The organism is Kangiella koreensis DSM 16069, assembly GCF_000024085.1.
In the GTDB taxonomy this organism is placed as follows: domain Bacteria; phylum Pseudomonadota; class Gammaproteobacteria; order Enterobacterales; family Kangiellaceae; genus Kangiella; species Kangiella koreensis.
The window spans coordinates 991,577-1,011,588 of record NC_013166.1 but is presented as its reverse complement, the minus strand read 5'-3'; the positions used below and the strand labels follow the sequence as shown (position 1 = coordinate 1,011,588).

General features: G+C 44.6%; 17 protein-coding genes and 3 tRNA genes. 3 read left to right on the top strand and 17 right to left on the bottom strand.

Annotated elements, in window-relative coordinates; all coding sequences use genetic code 11:
- Position 1: 1 nt before the first annotated feature.
- From KKOR_RS04825 to KKOR_RS04790, 8 genes are all read right to left on the bottom strand, one after another.
- Complete coding sequence (locus tag KKOR_RS04825) at positions 2–1,894, bottom strand: monovalent cation:proton antiporter-2 (CPA2) family protein (RefSeq protein WP_012800893.1); 1,893 nt, start codon at positions 1,892–1,894, stop codon at positions 2–4.
- Positions 1,894–2,457, bottom strand: a complete 564-nt coding sequence (locus KKOR_RS04820) for an NAD(P)H-dependent oxidoreductase (RefSeq protein WP_012800892.1) — start codon at positions 2,455–2,457, stop codon at positions 1,894–1,896. The genes KKOR_RS04825 and KKOR_RS04820 overlap by 1 nt, the downstream gene beginning before the upstream one ends.
- Positions 2,458–2,917: 460 nt before the next feature.
- The gene (locus KKOR_RS04815) at positions 2,918–4,039 is read right to left on the bottom strand and encodes an ATP-NAD kinase family protein (protein WP_012800891.1); all 1,122 of its coding nucleotides are present in this window, start codon (positions 4,037–4,039) and stop codon (positions 2,918–2,920) included.
- A complete protein-coding gene (locus tag KKOR_RS04810; RefSeq protein WP_012800890.1) occupies positions 4,027–4,572 on the bottom strand; it encodes an elongation factor P hydroxylase in 546 nt (181 codons plus the stop codon). Before KKOR_RS04810 ends, KKOR_RS04815 begins: the two co-directional genes overlap by 13 nt.
- A 38-nt stretch (positions 4,573–4,610) precedes the next feature.
- Positions 4,611–5,525: a 50S ribosomal protein L3 N(5)-glutamine methyltransferase gene (prmB, locus tag KKOR_RS04805; protein ID WP_012800889.1), complete on the bottom strand. Its 915-nt coding sequence runs from the start codon at positions 5,523–5,525 to the stop codon at positions 4,611–4,613.
- On the bottom strand, positions 5,522–6,154 hold the full coding sequence (locus tag KKOR_RS04800; RefSeq protein ID WP_228638778.1) for a lysophospholipid acyltransferase family protein: 633 nt from the start codon (positions 6,152–6,154) through the stop codon (positions 5,522–5,524). Before KKOR_RS04800 ends, prmB begins: the two co-directional genes overlap by 4 nt.
- Before the next feature lie 255 nt (positions 6,155–6,409).
- Complete coding sequence (gene sixA / locus KKOR_RS04795; protein ID WP_012800887.1) at positions 6,410–6,868, bottom strand: phosphohistidine phosphatase SixA; 459 nt, start codon at positions 6,866–6,868, stop codon at positions 6,410–6,412.
- 10 nt (positions 6,869–6,878) lie between these two features.
- Positions 6,879–7,886 (bottom strand): adenosine kinase, encoded by a 1,008-nt coding sequence (locus tag KKOR_RS04790; RefSeq protein ID WP_012800886.1) that lies wholly within the window; start codon positions 7,884–7,886, stop codon positions 6,879–6,881.
- 94 nt (positions 7,887–7,980) lie between these two features.
- Between KKOR_RS04790 and KKOR_RS04785 the strand changes: the two genes are divergently transcribed.
- The gene (locus tag KKOR_RS04785; RefSeq protein WP_012800885.1) at positions 7,981–8,832 is read left to right on the top strand and encodes a 6-pyruvoyl trahydropterin synthase family protein; all 852 of its coding nucleotides are present in this window, start codon (positions 7,981–7,983) and stop codon (positions 8,830–8,832) included.
- A gap of 18 nt (positions 8,833–8,850) precedes the next feature.
- On the opposite strand, the gene KKOR_RS04780 is transcribed toward KKOR_RS04785, so the two are convergent.
- The 9 genes from KKOR_RS04780 to uvrY all read right to left on the bottom strand — a co-directional run bounded on the left by KKOR_RS04780 (position 8,851) and on the right by uvrY (position 18,532).
- A complete protein-coding gene (locus KKOR_RS04780; RefSeq protein ID WP_012800884.1) occupies positions 8,851–11,988 on the bottom strand; it encodes an AsmA family protein in 3,138 nt (1,045 codons plus the stop codon).
- Between the two features lie 48 nt (positions 11,989–12,036).
- Positions 12,037–12,852, bottom strand: a complete 816-nt coding sequence (gene xthA, locus KKOR_RS04775) for an exodeoxyribonuclease III (RefSeq protein WP_012800883.1) — start codon at positions 12,850–12,852, stop codon at positions 12,037–12,039.
- Between the two features lie 56 nt (positions 12,853–12,908).
- A complete protein-coding gene (locus tag KKOR_RS04770; protein ID WP_012800882.1) occupies positions 12,909–14,729 on the bottom strand; it encodes a M61 family metallopeptidase in 1,821 nt (606 codons plus the stop codon).
- A gap of 171 nt (positions 14,730–14,900) precedes the next feature.
- Positions 14,901–14,987 (bottom strand) — tRNA-Leu (locus KKOR_RS04765).
- A gap of 44 nt (positions 14,988–15,031) precedes the next feature.
- A tRNA-Cys gene (locus tag KKOR_RS04760) sits at positions 15,032–15,105 on the bottom strand.
- Positions 15,106–15,169: 64 nt separating this feature from the next.
- Positions 15,170–15,245, bottom strand: a tRNA-Gly gene (locus KKOR_RS04755).
- Between the two features lie 149 nt (positions 15,246–15,394).
- A complete protein-coding gene (pgsA, locus tag KKOR_RS04750) occupies positions 15,395–15,961 on the bottom strand; it encodes a CDP-diacylglycerol--glycerol-3-phosphate 3-phosphatidyltransferase (protein ID WP_012800881.1) in 567 nt (188 codons plus the stop codon).
- Positions 15,962–16,032: 71 nt separating this feature from the next.
- A complete protein-coding gene (gene uvrC / locus KKOR_RS04745; RefSeq protein ID WP_012800880.1) occupies positions 16,033–17,871 on the bottom strand; it encodes an excinuclease ABC subunit UvrC in 1,839 nt (612 codons plus the stop codon).
- 22 nt (positions 17,872–17,893) lie between these two features.
- Complete coding sequence (gene uvrY / locus KKOR_RS04740; RefSeq protein ID WP_012800879.1) at positions 17,894–18,532, bottom strand: UvrY/SirA/GacA family response regulator transcription factor; 639 nt, start codon at positions 18,530–18,532, stop codon at positions 17,894–17,896.
- Between the two features lie 105 nt (positions 18,533–18,637).
- Between uvrY and KKOR_RS04735 the strand changes: the two genes are divergently transcribed.
- Both KKOR_RS04735 and rsxA read left to right on the top strand, forming a co-directional pair.
- Positions 18,638–19,174, top strand: coding sequence for a hypothetical protein (locus KKOR_RS04735; protein ID WP_012800878.1), 537 nt, complete (start codon positions 18,638–18,640; stop codon positions 19,172–19,174).
- A 256-nt stretch (positions 19,175–19,430) separates the two neighbouring features.
- Complete coding sequence (gene rsxA / locus KKOR_RS04730; protein WP_012800877.1) at positions 19,431–20,012, top strand: electron transport complex subunit RsxA; 582 nt, start codon at positions 19,431–19,433, stop codon at positions 20,010–20,012.

The window sequence follows — 20,012 nt, the reverse complement described above, 5'->3', positions numbered from 1 at the left end:
GCTATGACTCTTCTTTCTTACTTTGCGACTCTTCAGCACCCTCTTCTGACGTCCAGTCGGCCATCCAAGGTTCACGCTGCTCAACTTTGTTAGCTTCTTGGTCAGCACGCAGAACCGTTTCCAACAACTCCGCTTTTTCTGCAGCTTCAAGAATATATTGCTTATCATCACCCCATATGTCAGACAGTTCTTCAAGATGCTTATTGTCATAATGAAGGAAGGTTTTCGCAGCACGATGCGCCTGATAATGTCTGTAACCCAAGGCACTTAGTGCCTCTTGCCCCAGTAGCAGCGCTGAACCCAAGGTTTCTCGAATCACGTAATCAGCGCCCGCCTTCTTGGTTTCATGCGCTTCGCGCCGACCTTTCGCGCGGGCAAGCACTTTGAGTTGCGGAAAGTGTTCCTTGCACAGCTTAGTCACTTTTAGACACTTATCCTGATTATCAACTGCTATAATCATCAACTTCGCTGTTTCCGCCCCTGCTGCACGTAAGATATCCACATTAGTCACATCACCATAGAAAGCTTTAGTGCCAAACTTTTTAACCAGCTCTATTTGCATCACGTCGTACTCTAGCAGAGTTGTATTAAAACCTTGTGACCGTAACAATCGAGAAACAACCTGCCCGAAGCGACCATAACCAGCGATAATAACCGGCGTTTCCCCGTCGTCAATTTCATCAAAGTCACGACGCTCAATGTCTTTTTTCAGCATGGGTTGCAACACACGTTCCGCAAAGATAATCAACAGCGGCGTCAGCAACATGCTCAATGTCACAACCACGGTTAATATTGAAATGGTATTTTGATCCAGCACCCCATTTTGGGCAGCATAGGTTGAAAGTACAAACGCAAACTCACCACCTTGCGCAAGTGAAAAAGTAAATATCAAGTTTTCCAGAAGAGGCATTTTAAACTGTCGGGCCAACACACCCAGCACCGCAATTTTAACGATTAACAACAGAATTAATAGACCGACGATTAACCATACCGAATCAACCAAAAGCTCTAGATTGATACTGGCCCCAACGGTGATAAAGAACAGACCAAGCAATAAACTCTTAAAGGTATCTAACCCTACTTCCAACTCATGTCGATATTGGCTCTCGGCTAACACAACGCCAGCCAGAAACGCGCCAAGAGCTGGCGACAGGCCAACTTTCTGCATTACAAGAGTTATAGTTATAACCAGCAACAAGGATGTAGCAATAAAAATTTCTCGTAGTCCGGTTCGAGCAATCCAGTTGAAAATTGGAGACACTAGATAACGCCCTACCAGGATAATCCCTAGCACCGACCCCAAAATCAAAAAGGTTTGTTGTAAACCCAGTTCTTTAACATGTCCAACAGAAGTCGCCGCATCAACTTGCAAGGTCGACAGTAGTGGCATCACCGCAATCATCGGGATAACGATAACGTCCTGAAATAACAGCACCGCAAAAGAAGATTTGCCAGCATGCGTCCTAAGCAAGCCCTTCTCAGAAAGAGTTTGCAGAACGATTGCCGTTGAAGACAAAGCCAGCATCATGCCAATGGCTAATGACATTTTCCAATGCAAGCCTAGAATCGATACAGCAATCGCAGTAATTAATAAGGTAGTGAGCAGAACCTGCAACCCACCCAATCCTAAAATGGGAACTCGTAGCTTCCACAGCTTTTTAGGCTCAAGTTCCAAGCCAATCAGGAACAACATCATGACCACGCCAAACTCAGCAAAATGCATCACATCACTGACGTCATTACCTACCAGGCCCAGCGCAAATGGCCCAATGATAATTCCGGCTCCCAGGTAACCCAGCACAGAACCCAGCCCCAATCGTTTAGCCAGCGTTACCCCTATGACTGCTGCCAACAGGAATATAAAGGTCTGGTATAAAACGCCCTGCATTTCCATTAATACCCACCCTCCTGTATTAGTGAGTCATCGTCCCTTAATGAGCGTAATAATTGTGCATAGCGGTGCGCCTCATCGGCCAGTTCCGAGTCGGACAAAGCCAATGCATCATATAAAACAAACGGTTTTAGATAACGCATACCACAAAATATGGCGGTTTGCTCAAAAGGCTTGAGTAATTCTTCGACTGGATAGTGATTAAAACCGCTAGAACCATAACTCGACTCACTGCCACCAATAGTCACAGCATTGAGCAGGCATTTTCCAGAAAGCTGATAGCCACCCTCGCCATAGGCAAAAGAATAATCCAATACCACGTCCTGCCACTCTTTCAAAAGAGAAGGAGAGCTGTACCAATAAAAGGGATGTTGAAAAATGACAATTTGATGTTCCTTGAGAAGTCGTTGCTCTTCTTCAACATCAATAAAGAAATCAGGGTACTTTTCATAAAGGTCGTTAAATGTCACGCCTTCAAGATCTCGAATAGCAGAGACCATAGCGCGGTTAGCAATAGACTGCTCGTAGGCGGGATGGGCGAATAAGACTAAGACCTTGTTTTGCATAGTTTTTCCTAAGACTGGCCAGAAAAGGCTTACTATGCTCTGAGTCTACACAAGATTGGGGGAAATATAAATTATGACTAAAACTTACAGACAAAATAAAAGCGGCCGAAGCCGCTTTCAACTGTGAATCGTTAGATCCCCTGATTCCCTACCTTGGGTTGGTATATCCGTATACTCGTTTCCATGTTCCTATATTCTTCCAGACTCGATTTGTAGATTGTGTAATCTCCCTGACTACGCGGGCTACTTTAGCAAAACTTTTGCATTAAACAACAAGTCAAAAATGAAAAAACATAGTGCAGACTTACATCAGAATTAACGAATACAGTTATAAATCAATAGCTTATATGACAAACATGCATTTTAAAGGCTATTTTACACAGGCCTTTTCAGCGATATCCGACCAGCTTGTGAGAGATCTCGCACAAAGATAAGGGCGATTCTCCTAAAGCCCTCACACTTAGATTCGGCCAATAGGATATAAAACCGAATCTTCATAGCCTGTTATGACCTTGATCGGCCCAGAAAACTCTTCATTGAGCGTCGGATCATCACTATCAATAATTAAAGGTTTGCCATTAAGTTGCTGTAATTTGGTCTTAGTGGCGATAACAATCACGTTATCGCGTCCTAACTTGCGTAGTACTTGGGCGCTCAACTGCTGATTACCACGGCCAATAATATGACCTTGTCCACCGATAATAGTGATGATGGCTTTAACTTTGCCAGGATTAGCATCCAGAATTTCAAGCAAATGTTTTTCGTAAACATCAGCCTGAATTAACTCCCTTTGAAAGATATGGTCGATACCCAACAAAGTATTCGGCAATTTTAAAACGTCCATAATCGTCGCGCAGGTCGTGCCCGAGCCGATAAAGTAATGACAGTCGTCCTCCATCTGCTCGACGACATACTCAGCGATATCCTGCACTACCAGCGCTTCAACTTCTTTCCCGCCAGACTTGGTGGACTGCACGTAGCGATGCTCAGCAGGTACCTGCATTTCGCCATATTTTTTTGCCCGCACATTACCACGACGAAAAGCACCCTCATCAATATCCATCACTGATGTTTCCAGCAAGCTTACTAACTCATTATTGAGTATCTGCTCAATCACCAATCCAGCTGCCTTAGGAGTCACCGCATAAACGCCCGAATGAATTTTAACTCCTGCCGGAATGCCCAAAACGGGTAAATCTTCGCCCACCGCTTCATAAATATTTCTGGCTGTTCCGTCCCCCCCTGCGAACAACAAAAGATTGGCATTTTTAGTGGCTATTACTTTGGCCGCATCAACCGTATCCTGCGCTCTCGATTGCCCTTGGTACGAATAGACGCATTCATAGCTGAAGCCCATCTCTTTAAGCAGCTCTTCGCCCATATCGCCTGAGGCGGTATAGAAAAATAATTTGTCCTTGTAAGGCAGCAAAACCTGCAGAGCGATCTTTGCCCGATTTATAGATTGACTGACAGCCCCACGGGCAAAAGCTTCTTCACGGATCGCTTTGCCATCACTGCCTTTAAGCCCGACTTTGCCTCCAATGCCGGCAAACGGATTTACGATAAAACCTAAATGGAACATGCTGAAATGTCTGGTAATTGAATGGGGTGACTTTGCCGATAGTAGCGACAAAGCATTTGAATCATACGCAGCGCACGTGGCGGAAAACCTCGAACAAAATATTCGACTAAGGTGGTATAAACCTGCTCTCGAAAAGCTTCGGCATCGCCAGAAGGATTATTCAAGTTATCAAGGCTGAGTCGGAACGGCAGGTTAGCGGCCAGCGCAAAAGCCCATTCTAGTGCTTGCGGCTTTTGTTCGACGCTGAAAAATTCTTGCTGCTGCTCAGGGGTTCGACCATCTGCCGCATACCAATAACCATAATCATCAAGCTGCCGGCGTCTCTCCCCTGCGATGCACCAATGCGCGCACTCATGCAAGGCGCTGGCAAAATAATCATGAGAAGAAAAAATAATCGCTGGTTTATTGTCTTCTGGAGCTTGATAGAAAGGTTCATCCGCGCCAGCTTGCAGGCGCGTATTGTGGTCGGCAAACTCTTGATTGAAGAGTTCGACAAGATCTTCAACTTTATGAAAGTCTTGGTTATAAATCATTTAAGTGCAATTGAATATTCAAGAGATCAAAAATCGGGTTATGAAAAGTGCTCAAGTAGCTGCTGACGAGTCAGTAGGAAAACACCGTCACCACCTTTTTCAAACTCTATCCAGCTAAAAGGCACATTCGGAAATGCCTCTTCCAGTGCCGGCCAGCTATTGCCCACTTCGACAATCAGGCAGCCCTGCTCGGTTAGGTGCTCAGCAGCCTGCTCTAAAATGCGGCGCGTGATATCCAGTCCATCTTCGCCAGAACCTAAACCAATTTCAGGTTCATGCTGATATTCAGCAGGCATATCAGACAAATCTTCCGAGTCCACATAGGGCGGATTGGAAACAATTAAATCAAACTTTTCGTCAGACAGGGATTCAAATAAATCAGACACAACCGTTTGCGCTTTTGGATAGAGGCCAAGGCGTTCATTATTAATATCAGCAACCGTAATAGCATCATCCGAAATGTCTGAAAGAACAACCTCAGCATCATCAATGTAAGCAGCGATAGCTAAACCAATACAGCCACTACCACAGCACAAATCGAGAATACGTGGGTTATCCGCTTCTAACCAAGGATAAAAGTCATTTTCGATAAGCTCGGCAATGGGTGAACGTGGCACAAGCACACGCTCATCAATGTAGAACTCAAGGCCGACAAAATACGCTTTATTGGTGATATAGGCTAAAGGCTTACGATTCTCAACGCGCTCAAAAATAGCATGGATCAGATGCTTCTTTTCATCCGCTAACAATTTAGCGGTTAGCATCCCCTGCGGGTAATCTTGTGGAAGATCGAGCATTTGCAGAACGATAGCTACCGCTTCGTCCCATGCGTTATCGGTGCCATGACCAAAATAAAGATCAGACTGATGGAATTGCGAGGCAGCAAATCGAATGAAGTCAGCAACCGTCTCTAACGACTGTTCCGCTTCCTGATAAGTAGGGCTTAAAGTCATGAGTTTCTCTCTTCCAGCATCCTTTTCATCGAATTATACACCAGTTCGGATAGCTCATGGCGATGTTCTACGTCAAACTCTCGGCAATCTATTGCCTGCCCAACTTTAACCTTTACTGGTTGATGCAGACGCATTTTAAGCCATTTCTTGTTGGGCAGAACCTGATAAATATCCTGCATAACGACCGGGATGATCAACGCATTAGTGTCAATCGCCAAGCGAATGCCGCCTTTTTTCAGAGGTATAACCTCACCATTTGCAGAGCGAGTACCTTCTGGGAACATCCAGATTCGAATACCGCTTTCCATTTTTTCGCGAGCAATTTTCAAATCTTTAATGGCTTGCTGGCGATTTTGACGATTAATAGAAAGAATTTCAGCCGCTTTCATTGCACTGGAAAGTAACGGGATACTGAACATTTCTTTTTTAGAAATCATGCGGATACTGCCGGGTAGTGCAGTAAAAGCGAGCGGAATATCATAGGCGCTGGAATGGTTACACATGATGATGACACGACGCCCTTCTTCAACTTGTGCCTCTAAATCGCCTTCGACTTCCCACTCCAGGCGTCCAGCACGAACCAGTCGACTCGACCAGTCAAACAGGATCTTGTCTACTTTGCTGCGCATATTCTTTTTTGAAAAGAACGCAAAATACAGAGTCTTAAGACAATATTTGCCGGTTACCACAATCGAATAGGAGATTACCCATAGCGCTCGTATCAAACCCGCCTTTTTCGGCTGGGACTGTTTCTTAGTATTTGCTGTTTGAGTCGAAGAATTCAAAGTATTAGGAGGTCAATCATCAATGAAGGGGCAATGCTAGCTATTTTTTAGCCTAACTTCCAGTATTAACTTGTAGCGCCTTGTGGCCAGTGAAGGCGATTATGGCTCATAAAAGTTACGAAATGTCGGCTTGTCACCAACAATTTCAAGCTCAGCAATAGCAGAGGTGGGAAAGTAGCGCCCCTGCTGTGGTAACCAGGTGGCTAACAAATTGGCGACCAATGGCATGTGACTGACCAGCAAAATAGTCGACTGCGGTAATGCTTCAATATACGAAGCGGTCATCTCAGGATCAGACTCTGAACGCAATAGAGGCTCTTGCTCAGTTAAAAACGGACTAACCTTAGCTGACATTAACTGCTGCTCGACGATATCGGCAGTTTGCTGGGCACGCAAATATGGGCTGGCCAGCATAACCTCAAGTTCCAGCTCTTGCTCCTTGAGTACCGTAGCAAGGCGTTGCGCCATCAGTGCTACGTCCTGTTTGCCTAATTCGGACAGTTGGCGCTCCCCATCAATATAGGGAGCATCACCGTGTCGCATAATCCATACTTTCATAATCTGTGAATTACTTTGCCAGGTTTTGTTGATGAAAGGCTTTCAACTCATCAATGGCTTTACCATACAAACGCGGACCAAACTGAGTAACCAAATGCCCCGCCGCGAAGCTCGCTAACTGACCGCAATCGGCATAACTGTAGCCTTGAGTTAAGCCATACAAAAAAGCACCTGCGAACATATCGCCTGCACCATTGGTATCAACCGCCTTTACAGGGTGCGCTTCAATAATATGGGTTTTATCGCCATCAAAGAAAACAGCGCCTTTCTTTCCAAGAGTGATCGCCACCTGTTTTGCAGACTGCTTCAAGATTTCTAAAGCCTCATTCACATCAGACTGGTCAGTGAACTCAAGCGCTTCATCTGCGTTACAGAATAACAAATCAACGCCATCTTCCAAAAGCTTCTCAATCTGTGGCTTAAAGAAGCGCACCATATTCGGATCAGACAAAGTCGTTGCGACCTTTACGCCATTCTCTTGAGCATGTTTTTTAGCGCTTAAGGCAGCTTGGTGGGCTTCGGGCGAACTCACCAGATAACCTTCCAAATACAGATACTTACTGTCAGCTAGTGCGTCGAAATGGATATCCTGCTCCTTTAACTCACTGCTAATACCAAGAAAGGTATTCATAGTACGATCAGCGTCAGGAGTAACCATCACCAAACACTTACCCGTAGTGCCATGATTATCTTCCAACTCGTGTAAACCATTATCTACCCCTGCGGAATTTAAATCCGAAGCATAAAAAACTCCAGCTTCATCCTTGCCCACCTTACAGGAGTGGAAGGCTTTTCCGCCCAATTGAGCCAAGGCGATAACACTGTTAGCAGCAGAGCCTCCTGAAGCGCGCTGGTGAATACTACCCTGCAAATGAGTCAACAGATAATCATGACGCTCCTCGTCTACAAGCGTCATAACACCCTTTTCAACGCCAAGACGGCTTAATTCCTGTTCATTGACTTCAATTTCGATATCGACCAGTGCGTTGCCTAAGGCATACAAATCATAATGCTTCATAAAATTCTAATAGCTTATAAAAGTTAATTTTGCGATGCAGGGATTATGCTATAATTTGGCTCATTATTGAATGGCTTTTAAAGAACCAATCGTTATGCCTGCATTATTTGTTGACCAACTCACTGTAATTGATTTTGCCTTCTTTGATCCGGCCCGCGGAATTGTGGGTGAAAGTTGGATTGTGGATCTGGTTCTGGAAGGAGAACTCGATGACCAAGGTATGGTGTTTGACTTTGGTGACGTCAAAAAACGTATCAAGCAAGCAATTGATTCAACTCTGGATCATAAGTTAGCAGTTCCGAGCCAGCACTCTGAGATGTCCATTGCAGAAGATAGCGATTCCTTGACTCTCGACATGCGTGACAAGCAAGGCCACTTCTATCGCCATCAGTCACCAAAGCAGGCAGTTGCACTGGTTCCGGCCGAAATCATCACTCGCGAAAGTGTGCTTCCGATGTTACATGAAGCATGCTCAAAAGTAGTGCCGAACAATGTTAAAAAGATATATCTTAATCTGCGCACTGAAAACATTAGTGGCGACTACTACCATTATGCCCATGGGCTGAAAAAACACCTGGGTGACTGCCAGCGTATTGCTCATGGCCACCGCTCACAAATACACATTTTTGAAAATAACCAACGCCATACAGATTTAGAAACCTATTGGTGTGAGTTGTGGAGAGATATTTATATTGGCACCGCCGAGGATTTACAGAAAGATTTCGAAGACAATGGCGTGCAGTATTTTGAATTTTCCTACCAAAGTGAACAAGGTGAATTCTCCTTAATCATCCCAGCAGAACGTTGCCATATTATGCAACAAGACTCCACGGTTGAATTAATCGCCCAACACATCGCAGATCAACTCAAAGCAAAGCACCCACAGTCAGACATTAAAGTTAAAGCTTATGAAGGTGTCAATAAAGGCGCAATTGCCTTTGCTTAATGCTGGTTAAATCGATACTCACTGAGTCGGATCAGCCGACTCAGTTTCATCCTTAGTTTCTGCTTCTGCGCCAGCCTCTATCTCACTCTCTGGACTAAGTGCATCTTCAATCTCTGGCTCTTCCTTTTTCAGCTCTGGATGTGGTATTTCAACGCCTTCTTCGGGGTGAGCAACCTTGCCATCATAAACACCCTCACAATAACCACCCGTTAGTAAGCCAACACCTGATTTTAGCAGGCCAACGACAGAGCCGGTCACTGCATCAAAAGCAGTACGGAATGTTTCAATCTCTGGTGAACTCAAACTACCATTTAAAGTTTGGCTATACTCTTTACAGCCTTCCTCATTTAAAATCATGAATTCAAAATCATTAAACGCCATAATTGATAAATCAATATTGCCATCAAAAGCAAAGCGATAAAGCTGTGTTGAGGCTGCTACGTCGCGCGTTTTCAAGACGCCATTTTCGATGGTCATATCAACATAAACCTGACCAAACATGGTGTTGCCTTGGTTAGCACCCAGATTACCCAGCACACCCTGCATACTGACACCTTGCGACAGTAACAAACCAGCAGGACCCGCTAATACAAATCCACCAATATCCAATAAACCAAACTCCTGGCTTTCAAGGAAACGCTCCAGTACTTTATTAACATTCAAGTTAACCAGTTCCACAGGCTGATTATTAGTCAGCAGAATTTGTCCATTCAAGCCAGGAAAGATGGTATCCATTTTTAAGCCAGTGAAAGTCAAGTCAGCCAAGCCATCAAGCTTGCCACGCAGGCTAATAGAATTTTCATTGTCAGGGCGAACCAGCTTTTCAAGATCAAGGTTCTGAAAATCAAATTCAAAATGTGATGCATAACCGGGCTGGGTTAAATCAATCAACCATTCCGCGCTGAGGTCAGCATCATTGACTCTGATGGTTAAAGGCTTAACCGTAACGGCTCGAGCCGATTGCACAGCTTTAATATCAAGTTTGGAATAGGTATCTTCATCTTGTTGTATTTGAGCTACTTTTAGCTCAATAGTTTTGAATGCATTTTCAAGCTTCGAATCAAACCATTCACTAATTAATTGATTATTCTTAACCAGCGACAGATTAGTGGCTAACAAATCAAGGTTAGTGATTTTAAGTGTTTCTTTGGTGCTGGTCTTATTGCCATCCGCATCCAACCCTTCCACTAAACGAACAATGTCACCATCAAAATTACGTAACTTAAGATTGTTGATCACTACCGTTTTCAGCGGTAAATCTGTGCCTGATTTACTGGTCTCAGACTGACTCTCTTGCTTAAGAGAAGTGGTTAAATCTAACGTTAATCTTCCTGATTGATTGGTGAGATGATCTAATACTAAACGACCATTAGATAGCTTGCCATCAGCCGACAAAGAGAGAGTTTCAAGTTGTTGAGTTTGCACACTATCAGCTGTGACCGAAAAACCAGTATCAAGCTTGTTAACATCATCCAGACTAAAAAAGGCCTGTTCGGTCATTAGAGGAAAGTCGTCAATCTCTATTGACGCATTGCCTACAGTAAAGTCACCATCAGCCAATTTCGCCTTAATATTAAGATTCTTTACCTGCGTATTGCTGATTGATATTTGATTGAAAGGTAAACGGCTATCACTCGATTGCACAGCATCAGCAGCTTGCGCTGTATTGTCTAAATCAAGCTCTAGACTCACATCATCAAGCTTAGGGCCTGATATCAATATATTCCCAGCCTCGACTTCAATGTCTGAAGAAAGCTGGTCAATTGCAACTTGTGGCAAGCTAATATCAGCGGCATCCAGTTTTACCCTAACTTTTTGCTGCCACAGATCAGGGGTTGCTATAACTAACTCATGCTCAACGATTACAGGAAGTTGTTGAGCTTCCAGGTTAATGGATTGAGCTTTGTAGCGTTCAGCAAACTCAAGGCTTCCGTTTGTAATGGTAAGTTGATTTAAATGAACAGCTGCGAAAGGCAGTTTAATGTCTGAACCTTGTTTATCTGACGTAACGTCTAACTGACTAGCCGCCTCTTTTGTATCAAGACTCTCAGCCTGATAATGAAGCAATGGTCTATCGATTAAGAGTTTTTCAATATTGAAAGCACTGTTGGCCAAATCACCATTCATTCGAAGCTTGTCGAAATCAAGAAAATCCGAACTCAACTGTTCGGAAGAAAAAGTGTACTGGCTGTTTTGTTGCTGGTAAAAATCTTCCCAATCGCTCCATAAAGGTTTTTGAGCCTTAACCAGAATCAATTGAGAAAAGGTCATTTGGATATCATTTGCTGATAGTTGATAGCGACCCTGCAATGTGAAATGTGTGGTTCCGATATCGATGGTCTTAACTAATAAATCATCGAAAGGCAGCTGTAAGCTTTCCGAATTTTGCCCTGTGCTGCTAGCACTACTGTTAGCCGATACTGTAGTGGAGCTATTATTCGGTAAATTGATATTAATATCAGCCGACGAGGATGAAAGCTTTTCAATAATAACATTCTTCTCTGACACCCTGGCCTCTAGATTTACCTTGGTGAGAGTGCTTTTATCGGTTTTTAACTGAGCAATGTCAGCAGAAATCTGAGTGTTGCTCTCCACAAAAAACTCATTAAGCTGACTAAACAGAAAGATACTGCGCTCGGCAACCGGCAAATCCGTAATGACTAAATTAATACCAGTTGCTTCTAATGACACTTCATCATCAAAAATAAAATCAGAATCATTGATGCGAATTTCACCAATGTTTAAGCGCTCAAAAAAGAAAGGTTGTTCGCTGTCGCTGTTATTGTCATCTGAAGTTTCAGGTAACTGATAGTCGAAGGGGTAATGAATAGTAGCTTTATCCAGCTCTATACTTTCAACCAGCAAGCTACTGAACAGCCCAGAGTAAGACAGTTCTGCGGTTAACCTATCGAAGCTGATTGCAGGACTGTCCTCTGGCCCAATTCTCGTCTCAGAGATACTGACGGTGCCAGAAAATAGCGATACATCGAGCTCACCGACTTGTGAGCTCATGCCTAGCTGTGCTTGAATCTGCTTTTCTAAAAAAGCCTCAGAATTAATCAGATAAACAATAATCGAAACAGAAAGCATCAACAGGATCAGTAAACCCGCTAATACCCAAAGGAGCCGCTTGCTCCACTTCCATAGTTTAGTCATACGCTTCCAGTTCCGATTAAGAAGGTGATTAATAAATTAAAACAGTTCCTAACGATTTAAGTCAAACTCAGTCCATACTGGCGCATGGTCTGACGGACGTTCCATCGACCGGATTTCGTAATCAATATCCGAAGCAACCGCTCTCTCGTTTAACCAATCGCAAGCAAATACTGAATCAATACGAAGACCGCGTCTTGGTTCGCGTTCGAAACCACGACTACGATAATCAAACCAGCTGAACTTATCGTCAACATCGGGATTAATGGTACGGTAGGTATCATACAACCCAGTTGCTAAAATCTTCTGCAACCATTCACGCTCTTCCGGCAGAAAGCTACACTTGCCTTCACGAAGCCAGCGTTTTCGATTAGGCTCACCGATCCCAATATCAATATCTTCTGGGGAAATATTGATATCACCCAACACGATAGTTCGATGATCGCCCTGATCATTTTGCAAATAAGACAACAAATCGGCGTAGAACTTTTGCTTATAAGGAAACTTCACAGGATGCTCTCGATTTTCGCCCTGCGGGAAATAACCGTTCAGAACTTTAATTGTTTCATTGCCAAACTGATAAGTAGTGATAATCATCCGACGCTGCGCATCTTCTGGATCCGTCGCAAACCCCTTCTCTACCGTTAATGGCTTTTGTTTACTGAAAGTGGCGACACCATAATGGGCTTTGCCACCATGAATTTCGATGTGGTAACCAAGGTCCGCATATAATTCAAACGGGAACGCATCGTCATGTACTTTGGTTTCCTGTAAGCAAATAATATCCGGATCATGTTTTTCTACCAGTGCTTCAATCTGATGGGGTCGAGTACGGACACTATTAATATTAAAGGTTACTATTTTCATTGTATTTCCCGTTCTTTATCTCAATGTTTAAACATAAAATTCGTTCTTGATATCATTTATACAGTCAGCCACTGCTTCAGCTTATCTGACTGATCTTTCTGTTCACTGCTGTAAACCAGGTATGCAGTATCGGCAACACTCGCTCGCAATGTCGCTTCAAAACGGATCAGTTCATCGCGGCGAAAACCACGAATAACAACGGTTTCGCCGATTTCACACTCGGCCAGACGTTTCGCGAACTCATCATTATCTATTTTCAGATCGTTCATGCTAATTAATTGATCGCCTGCAGAAATGCCAGCTTCGCAAGCCGCCGAATCCCAGTAGACCGACTTAACCATGATTCCAAGACTGGCCGCCTGATAATCAATCCCTAAACTGGGCTTTGGTTTGTTATGAGGCATTTCATCTTTAACCTGGCCTTTATCATTGCGATCATTTTTTGGCTGGAAGACAAGTTCCAAATCAACGGTTTTCAGCAATTCCTCCACGGGTAATTCATCAGTCGAATAAAGTGCTTGCTGGAAAAACTGCTCTAACTCGGATTGATGTTGCTCACCGCAGATTTCAATCGTGATATTCTGAATCGAGTCATTTTTAACGCCAATCTGCTTCTGACCAAAATCCTGCCATAAACGCACCATCACATCCCGTAATGATTTTTGATTATCCGTTAACTGTCGAATTAACAAATCCATGCATAGCGCAATCACAGTACCCTTACCGTAATAGCTGACCACTGAATTGGGTGCATTCTCATCTTGCTTATAAAACTTGGTCCAAGCATCGAAGCTTGAATCCGCAATGGACTGAATCAAACGACCTCGCGCTCGCTCTAAAACAGTAATGGTTTTAGCAATACTTAGCAGGTATTGCTTAATCGGAATGATACCAGTCTGTACCAAGGCTAAATTGTCATAGTAGGAAGTGAAACCTTCAAAAGCCCACAACAACTCAGTATAGGATTCCTGCTGTGTGTCGTAAGGTAAAAACGCCGCAGGTTTAATACGTTTCACGTTCCAGGTATGAAAGTACTCATGCGAACACAAATCTAAAAACGTCAGATACGAATCTTTCACCTTCTCTGGATCATCGCTGGGCAAGGGTAAATCTTCGCGACTGCAATGCAGCGCGGTTGAGTTGCGATGCTCAAGACCACCAAAACCTTTACCCAGCACATAGGTCATAAAGATATAGCGATCGACCGGAGCCGGCTCGCCAAAAAAGCGAATGTGATGCTCGCAAATTTTAATCAGATCATTTTTCAGGCGTGTCTCGTCAACTTGATGTTTGCCAGTCAGCGCCATGTGATGCGGAACACCGCAGGCTTCAAAACTGATTAAGCGAAAGTCTGACATCTCAACCGGACAGTCAATTAACTCATCATAGTTATCCGCAGCATACCAGCCAAATTCAAACTCTTTTGTTCCATCAACAGGCTTCAGGCCAGTGGCGACACGCCAGGATTGATAAGCATCACCCTTAGGTTGCTCAATGTTGACACGACACTCAGCCTCTTCCTGCCCTTTGACCGCCAGGAACACGCTGGTGCCATTGAAAAAACCATGAGTCTGATCGAGATGCGCTCCTCGCACCGACAAGTCCCAGGCATACACCTGATAACGAATCACAAGCGGCCCGGCAACCTCCCCCACCAGCCAACGTGCTTTATCCAACTTACTAACCGGCAAAGCTTTACCCTGTGACTCAGCCTTTAACCATTGAACATGCTTGGCAAAATCACGGATCATATAGCTGCCCGGAATCCAGTTGGGCAAATACAGCTCAATCTCTGAACCGGATGGTTTATCAAGAGTCAGGGTTACTTCAAAAAGATGGGCGTGTGGATCTATGGGAAGAATCTGGTATTGAGTCATGAATGACGATGAATATCCTAACGATGAGTTCTCGCATGATTATAGGCAATCGAAATCTAATTTTCAGGAGAATCTATCAAAAGAATTGAATAATCGAGAATTACTTAGCTTTTGGTTTAAGTGGACTGATTGAACGAACAAAAAAAGTAGGGAATTTTATATAAAAAGAGATGGTGCCCAGGGCCGGAATCGAACCGGCACGGTGTTGCCACCGAGGGATTTTAAGTCCCTTGCGTCTACCAATTTCGCCACCTGGGCAGATGACTTGCTCTATCACACCAGTTTATAGCTAACCGTAATTATGGAGGCTGAGGCCGGAGTCGAACCGACGTCCACGGATTTGCAATCCGCTGTATAGCCACTCTACCACTCAGCCATAAATCAGTTTTGCTGGTGCTGATATAAAAAACCTCGGCCTAGAAGCACCGAGGTTTTGAATTTGGAGCGGGAAACGAGATTCGAACTCGCGACCCCAACCTTGGCAAGGTTGTGCTCTACCAGCTGAGCTATTCCCGCGTCATTTGATGGCGTGCATTTTACTGTGAAATCTTTATGTGTCAACACAAAAAATCAATTTTTTAGCACGCTTTCTGATGCTGATTAAGGCTTGAACAATATGTTCTTTTTTTAGCCTATAATCCTGGTGCCGCGTCAGAAGCTGGTTATTATGCGTCATTCTCCGAGCTTGTCAAGTACGGCCAGGCAGCTTTTAAATAACTAAACATTGACCATAATGTCAGCAGCGCTGATAGCCAGATAAAGACGAAGCCGAAGGTCTTAGGCAGACCGAATACGCTTGGCGGCGCCAGCAGGAACAAGAATATCGCAAACATCTGACTCAGCGTTTTCAACTTACCAATCACGGACACACCAACCACCGCACGATTACCCACTTCGGCCATCCACTCGCGCAGTGCCGAAATCGTTATCTCACGACCGATGATGACCATGGCAGGAATCGCCAGTAATAGGCTCCCTTCTCTCTCAACTAGCAGGATAAGGGTTATTGCCACCATCAACTTATCAGCAACAGGATCAAGAAATGCCCCGAATGGCGACTCAATATTCATGCGACGCGCTAAAAAGCCATCCAGCCAATCGGTCGCAGCCGCAAAACAGAAGATACCTAAAGTTATCCAGCGTGCAACTGAGCTATCGATATAAAAGAATATGACAAACAGCGGGACCAGCAAAATTCGAAAAGCAGTAAGTACGTTGGGTAAGTTCCACATGGTGACTTTCTTGTTCCTAATTGATTGTTATTGACCGCATCATTGTAGCGGATTGTTTTTAAGAAATACCGCTAACTATGCAAATAATCATAAATTTTTTGCGCCAGAGACATGCTGACACCCGGCGCACCAGCAATATCTTTAACGCTGGCTTTTTCAACTTCTTGCCAGCCTCCGAAGTGCCTCAACAGTGCCTGACGTCGCTTAGCGCCGACTCCGGGAATTTCTTCCAGCAAAGACTTGGTCGCTGACTTCTTACGTTGATGACGGTGTTTCGTAATCGCGAAGCGATGCGCTTCGTCGCGAATATGCTGAATAAAGTGCATCGCCTTGGAGTCATCGTCCAATAATAACGGCTGATGCTGGCCCGGAAACCAGATCTGCTCCATGCCGACTTTACGATCGCTACCTTTCGACACGCCGATCAGATAGCTCGACTTTAACTCCAGCTCATTGAAGACTTCTTCAGCCTTGGCCAGCTGCCCTTTCCCGCCATCGACAATGACCAGGTCGGGCAATGCCTGCTGTTCGTCCTTAAGGCGCTTGTAGCGACGTGTCAAGGCTTGCTGCATGGCGGCATAATCATCACCGCCAGTAATCCCCGAGATATTAAATATGCGATAGTCAGCTTTCTTGGGGCCGTTTTCGTCAAACACCACACAAGACGCCACTGTTTGCTGGCCCTGCGTATGGCTGATATCAAAGCACTCCACATGTTTCGGCATATGTTCCATCTGCAGTGCTTTTTGCAGATCCAGCAAACGCTGAGTGAAATTGGACTTGCTGTTAAGCTTGGCGCGCAGTGAATGTTCAGCATTCTTATTGGCAAAGGTCTGCCATTCCTTAACCTGTCCACGGCTGGCCTGGCGAATCGTTACCTTGTTGCCACGCTGTTCACCAAAAGCCTCCTGTAGCGCCTCGATATCCTCCGGCAGACTTTCAATCACCACCTGCTTGGGAATTTCCGCACCGGATAAATAATAAAAACCGAGGAAGGTCGAAACAATTTCCTGCAAATCGCTGTGCTTGGGCACTTTCGGGAAATAGGTTTTATTACCGACAATCATGCCCTGGCGAATAAAGACCAACAAAATACAGCAAACACCGGAGGCATAAGCCACGCCAATCACATCCAGATCCGACGCGGTACCGCTGATCACCTGTTGCTGCATGACATGGCGCATCTGCTTAATCTGGTCGCGATAACGGGCGGCCAACTCAAAATCCAGCTCCTGACTCGCCACATCCATCTTCTTCTGTAGCCGCTTTATAACCTGCTCGCTTTTGCCCTGGTAAAACAGCTTCACGTTCTCAACATCCTTGGCGTAATCTTCTTTCGAGATATAGTCCACACAAGGCGCAGTGCAGCGCTTAATCTGGTACTGCAAACAGGGGCGTGAGCGATTGGCAAAATAGCTGTCTTCGCATTGCCGAATCTGGAAGGTCTTTTGAATCAGCGACAAGCTCTGGCGCACTGCGCTGGAACTGGGGAAAGGCCCAAAGTAGTCCCCCTTCTCTTTCTTGGCACCACGATGGTAGGCCAGTCGCGGAAAATCTCCCGCTGACAAAAAGACATAAGGATACGACTTATCGTCACGAAACAGCACATTGAAACGCGGTTTGTATTTCTTGATCAGATTATTTTCGAGCAGCAGCGCTTCAGTTTCAGTTTCCGTCACCGTGGTGTGGATGTCTTCGATGTAAGTAACCAGCAGTTCAGTTTTAGGCGATTGATATTGACGGGTGAAATAACTTTTAACGCGATTGGAGAGGTTCTTGGCCTTGCCGACATAAAGGGTTTCGCCATCTTTGCCCAGCATCTGATACACGCCGGGCTTATGACTCAGGTGAGCAAGAATTTTTTTAATCTGAGGTTTAGTGGAAGGTAAATTATCGTCCGCAGGACTCATGAGGCTCTCGGTTGCTTATTGACTACTGGGACTCGATCACTTTGTAACGAAGCGCCATATGCGTCAGGCTGACATCATTCTCAACACCCAGCTTTTCAAACAAACGGTAACGATAACTGTTCACCGTCTTAGGGCTTAAATGCAACTTATCGGAAATCGACTGGACTTTTTCTCCGCGCGTGATCATCAACATGATCTGCATTTCGCGCTCGGACAAGGTACTAAAAGGATTATCTTCAGTTTTGCTAAACTGGCTGAGTGCCATCTGCTGCGCCACTTCTGCAGCCAGATAAAGTTTACCGCGATTAACCGAGTGAATGGCTTTAACCATTTCATTAATATCGGTACCTTTAGTCAAATAACCCATCGCGCCTGCAGCAATAAACTGTGTTGGATAAGGCTCAGAGCCATGCACCGTTAAAGCAATTACCTTAAGGTCTGGCTCGAAGCGCAACATACGTCGGGTAGCTTCTAAACCACCAATCCCCGGCATATTGGCATCCATCATCACAACATGAGGATTGAGCTCTTTAACTTTCTTGATTGCTTCTTCCCCAGACTCAGCCTCGCCCACAACCTCAATTCCATCAGCATCGGAAAGTAGACGACCTAATCCCATGCGTACCAAATCGTGATCATCCACCAGCAAGACTTTAATCATGTAAACCTCAATAACTCATTTATATTTTTGAATAAAATAGCGGTTCAATTATTATGAAATTGCTTTAATATAGCAAGCACAGTTAGAACAGGAATGAGAACTAATATGAATATAAAGCACATCTGCATTTTATTTGGGATAACCGCATGGGCAAACTTCGCTGTTGCGGCATCAACTCCAGAAGATTGCGCGGCCATCACAGACGACGCCAAGCGCCTGGCCTGCTATGACCAATTCCTCAAACACAAAGCGGCCTCACAAAAGCCAGAACAGGCAGCACAACCTGAAAAACCAGTACAACCTGCTAAGCCAGAGATTCAGGAGCAAACCCAGAAACAAAAAACAAAAAACAAAGCTGCTGGCAAAAAAGATAAAATCGAGGAGTTTGGTCAAGAGCGCATTAAAAAAGAGGAGGAAACGCTTGATAAAATCACCGCTACAGCCCTCGGTGAATTCAGTGAGTGGAAAAAAGGCCTAAAAGTTCAGCTAGATAATGGTCAAGTCTGGGAAATCACCGATCTTCGCCCTGGTTACTATAAAATCACAAACCCTACTGTGACGATCGAGAAAGGCTTCATGGGCAGCTACAATATGAACGTCAAGGGAAGAAATAAAACCTACCGTGTGATACGCGTAAAATAATTTTGAAAACATAACTCCACTGATGCACCGGCAATATTTGTCGGTGCAGACAATAGAACTTCATTTATGTATGAGCCACACTTGCCCTTGTTATGAACTCGCTGATTGATCCAAGTCAATTCCCTAAACTTTCTGTGGTTGTTTAGAAACCTGCTATCCCTCATAATATGCAGTCTTTCGATGGCAACTTTTACGAATTGTCTATTTCGATCCACTCCGTCGCGAAAATTGCGCAAAAACAAGGTGTTATCAGCTGATGGGCGAGTATCTGCTACTCTTTATCGGTACCGTTTTGGTCAATAATTTTGTTCTGGTGAAGTTCCTTGGGCTTTGTCCATTTATGGGCGTGTCTGGAAAACTCGAAACAGCGATTGGTATGTCAGTGGCAACCACCTTTGTTTTGACTTTAGCCTCTGCGCTGAGCTACATCGTCAACACCTTCATCCTCGCCCCATTGGGCATGGAGTATTTGCAAACCCTTTCCTTCATTTTGGTGATTGCGGTTATGGTGCAATTAACCGAAATGATTATTCATAAGACCAGCCCTATTCTGTATCGCTTGCTAGGCATTTTCCTGCCTCTAATCACCACCAACTGCGCGGTGCTTGGCGTCGCATTGCTTAATGTTAATGAGGCTCATAACTTCGTGCAGTCGGTGATTTATGGCTTCGGCGCTGCGGTAGGTTTTTCATTAGTGTTAGTCTTATTTGCCGCGATGCGCGAACGCTTAGCCGCGGCGGATGTGCCACTACCGTTCAAAGGTGCTTCCATTGCAATGATTACTGCTGGCCTGATGTCGCTCGCCTTCATGGGCTTTTCCGGCCTCGTTAAGCTATAA

Coding starts and splice junctions, on each gene's coding strand:
- KKOR_RS04820 (WP_012800892.1), bottom strand. CDS start 2,457: ATGCAAAACAAGGTCTTAGTCTTATTCGCCCATCCCGCCTACGAGCAG.
- sixA (WP_012800887.1), bottom strand. CDS start 6,868: ATGAAAGTATGGATTATGCGACACGGTGATGCTCCCTATATTGATGGG.
- xthA (WP_012800883.1), bottom strand. CDS start 12,852: ATGAAAATAGTAACCTTTAATATTAATAGTGTCCGTACTCGACCCCAT.
- KKOR_RS04785 (WP_012800885.1), top strand. CDS start 7,981: ATGCCTGCATTATTTGTTGACCAACTCACTGTAATTGATTTTGCCTTC.
- uvrC (WP_012800880.1), bottom strand. CDS start 17,871: ATGAGTCCTGCGGACGATAATTTACCTTCCACTAAACCTCAGATTAAA.
- KKOR_RS04790 (WP_012800886.1), bottom strand. CDS start 7,886: ATGAAGCATTATGATTTGTATGCCTTAGGCAACGCACTGGTCGATATC.
- KKOR_RS04780 (WP_012800884.1), bottom strand. CDS start 11,988: ATGACTAAACTATGGAAGTGGAGCAAGCGGCTCCTTTGGGTATTAGCG.
- KKOR_RS04735 (WP_012800878.1), top strand. CDS start 18,638: ATGAATATAAAGCACATCTGCATTTTATTTGGGATAACCGCATGGGCA.
- KKOR_RS04800 (WP_228638778.1), bottom strand. CDS start 6,154: ATGCGCAGCAAAGTAGACAAGATCCTGTTTGACTGGTCGAGTCGACTG.
- rsxA (WP_012800877.1), top strand. CDS start 19,431: ATGGGCGAGTATCTGCTACTCTTTATCGGTACCGTTTTGGTCAATAAT.
- pgsA (WP_012800881.1), bottom strand. CDS start 15,961: ATGTGGAACTTACCCAACGTACTTACTGCTTTTCGAATTTTGCTGGTC.
- uvrY (WP_012800879.1), bottom strand. CDS start 18,532: ATGATTAAAGTCTTGCTGGTGGATGATCACGATTTGGTACGCATGGGA.
- KKOR_RS04815 (WP_012800891.1), bottom strand. CDS start 4,039: ATGTTCCATTTAGGTTTTATCGTAAATCCGTTTGCCGGCATTGGAGGC.
- prmB (WP_012800889.1), bottom strand. CDS start 5,525: ATGACTTTAAGCCCTACTTATCAGGAAGCGGAACAGTCGTTAGAGACG.
- KKOR_RS04825 (WP_012800893.1), bottom strand. CDS start 1,894: ATGGAAATGCAGGGCGTTTTATACCAGACCTTTATATTCCTGTTGGCA.
- KKOR_RS04810 (WP_012800890.1), bottom strand. CDS start 4,572: ATGATTTATAACCAAGACTTTCATAAAGTTGAAGATCTTGTCGAACTC.
- KKOR_RS04770 (WP_012800882.1), bottom strand. CDS start 14,729: ATGACTCAATACCAGATTCTTCCCATAGATCCACACGCCCATCTTTTT.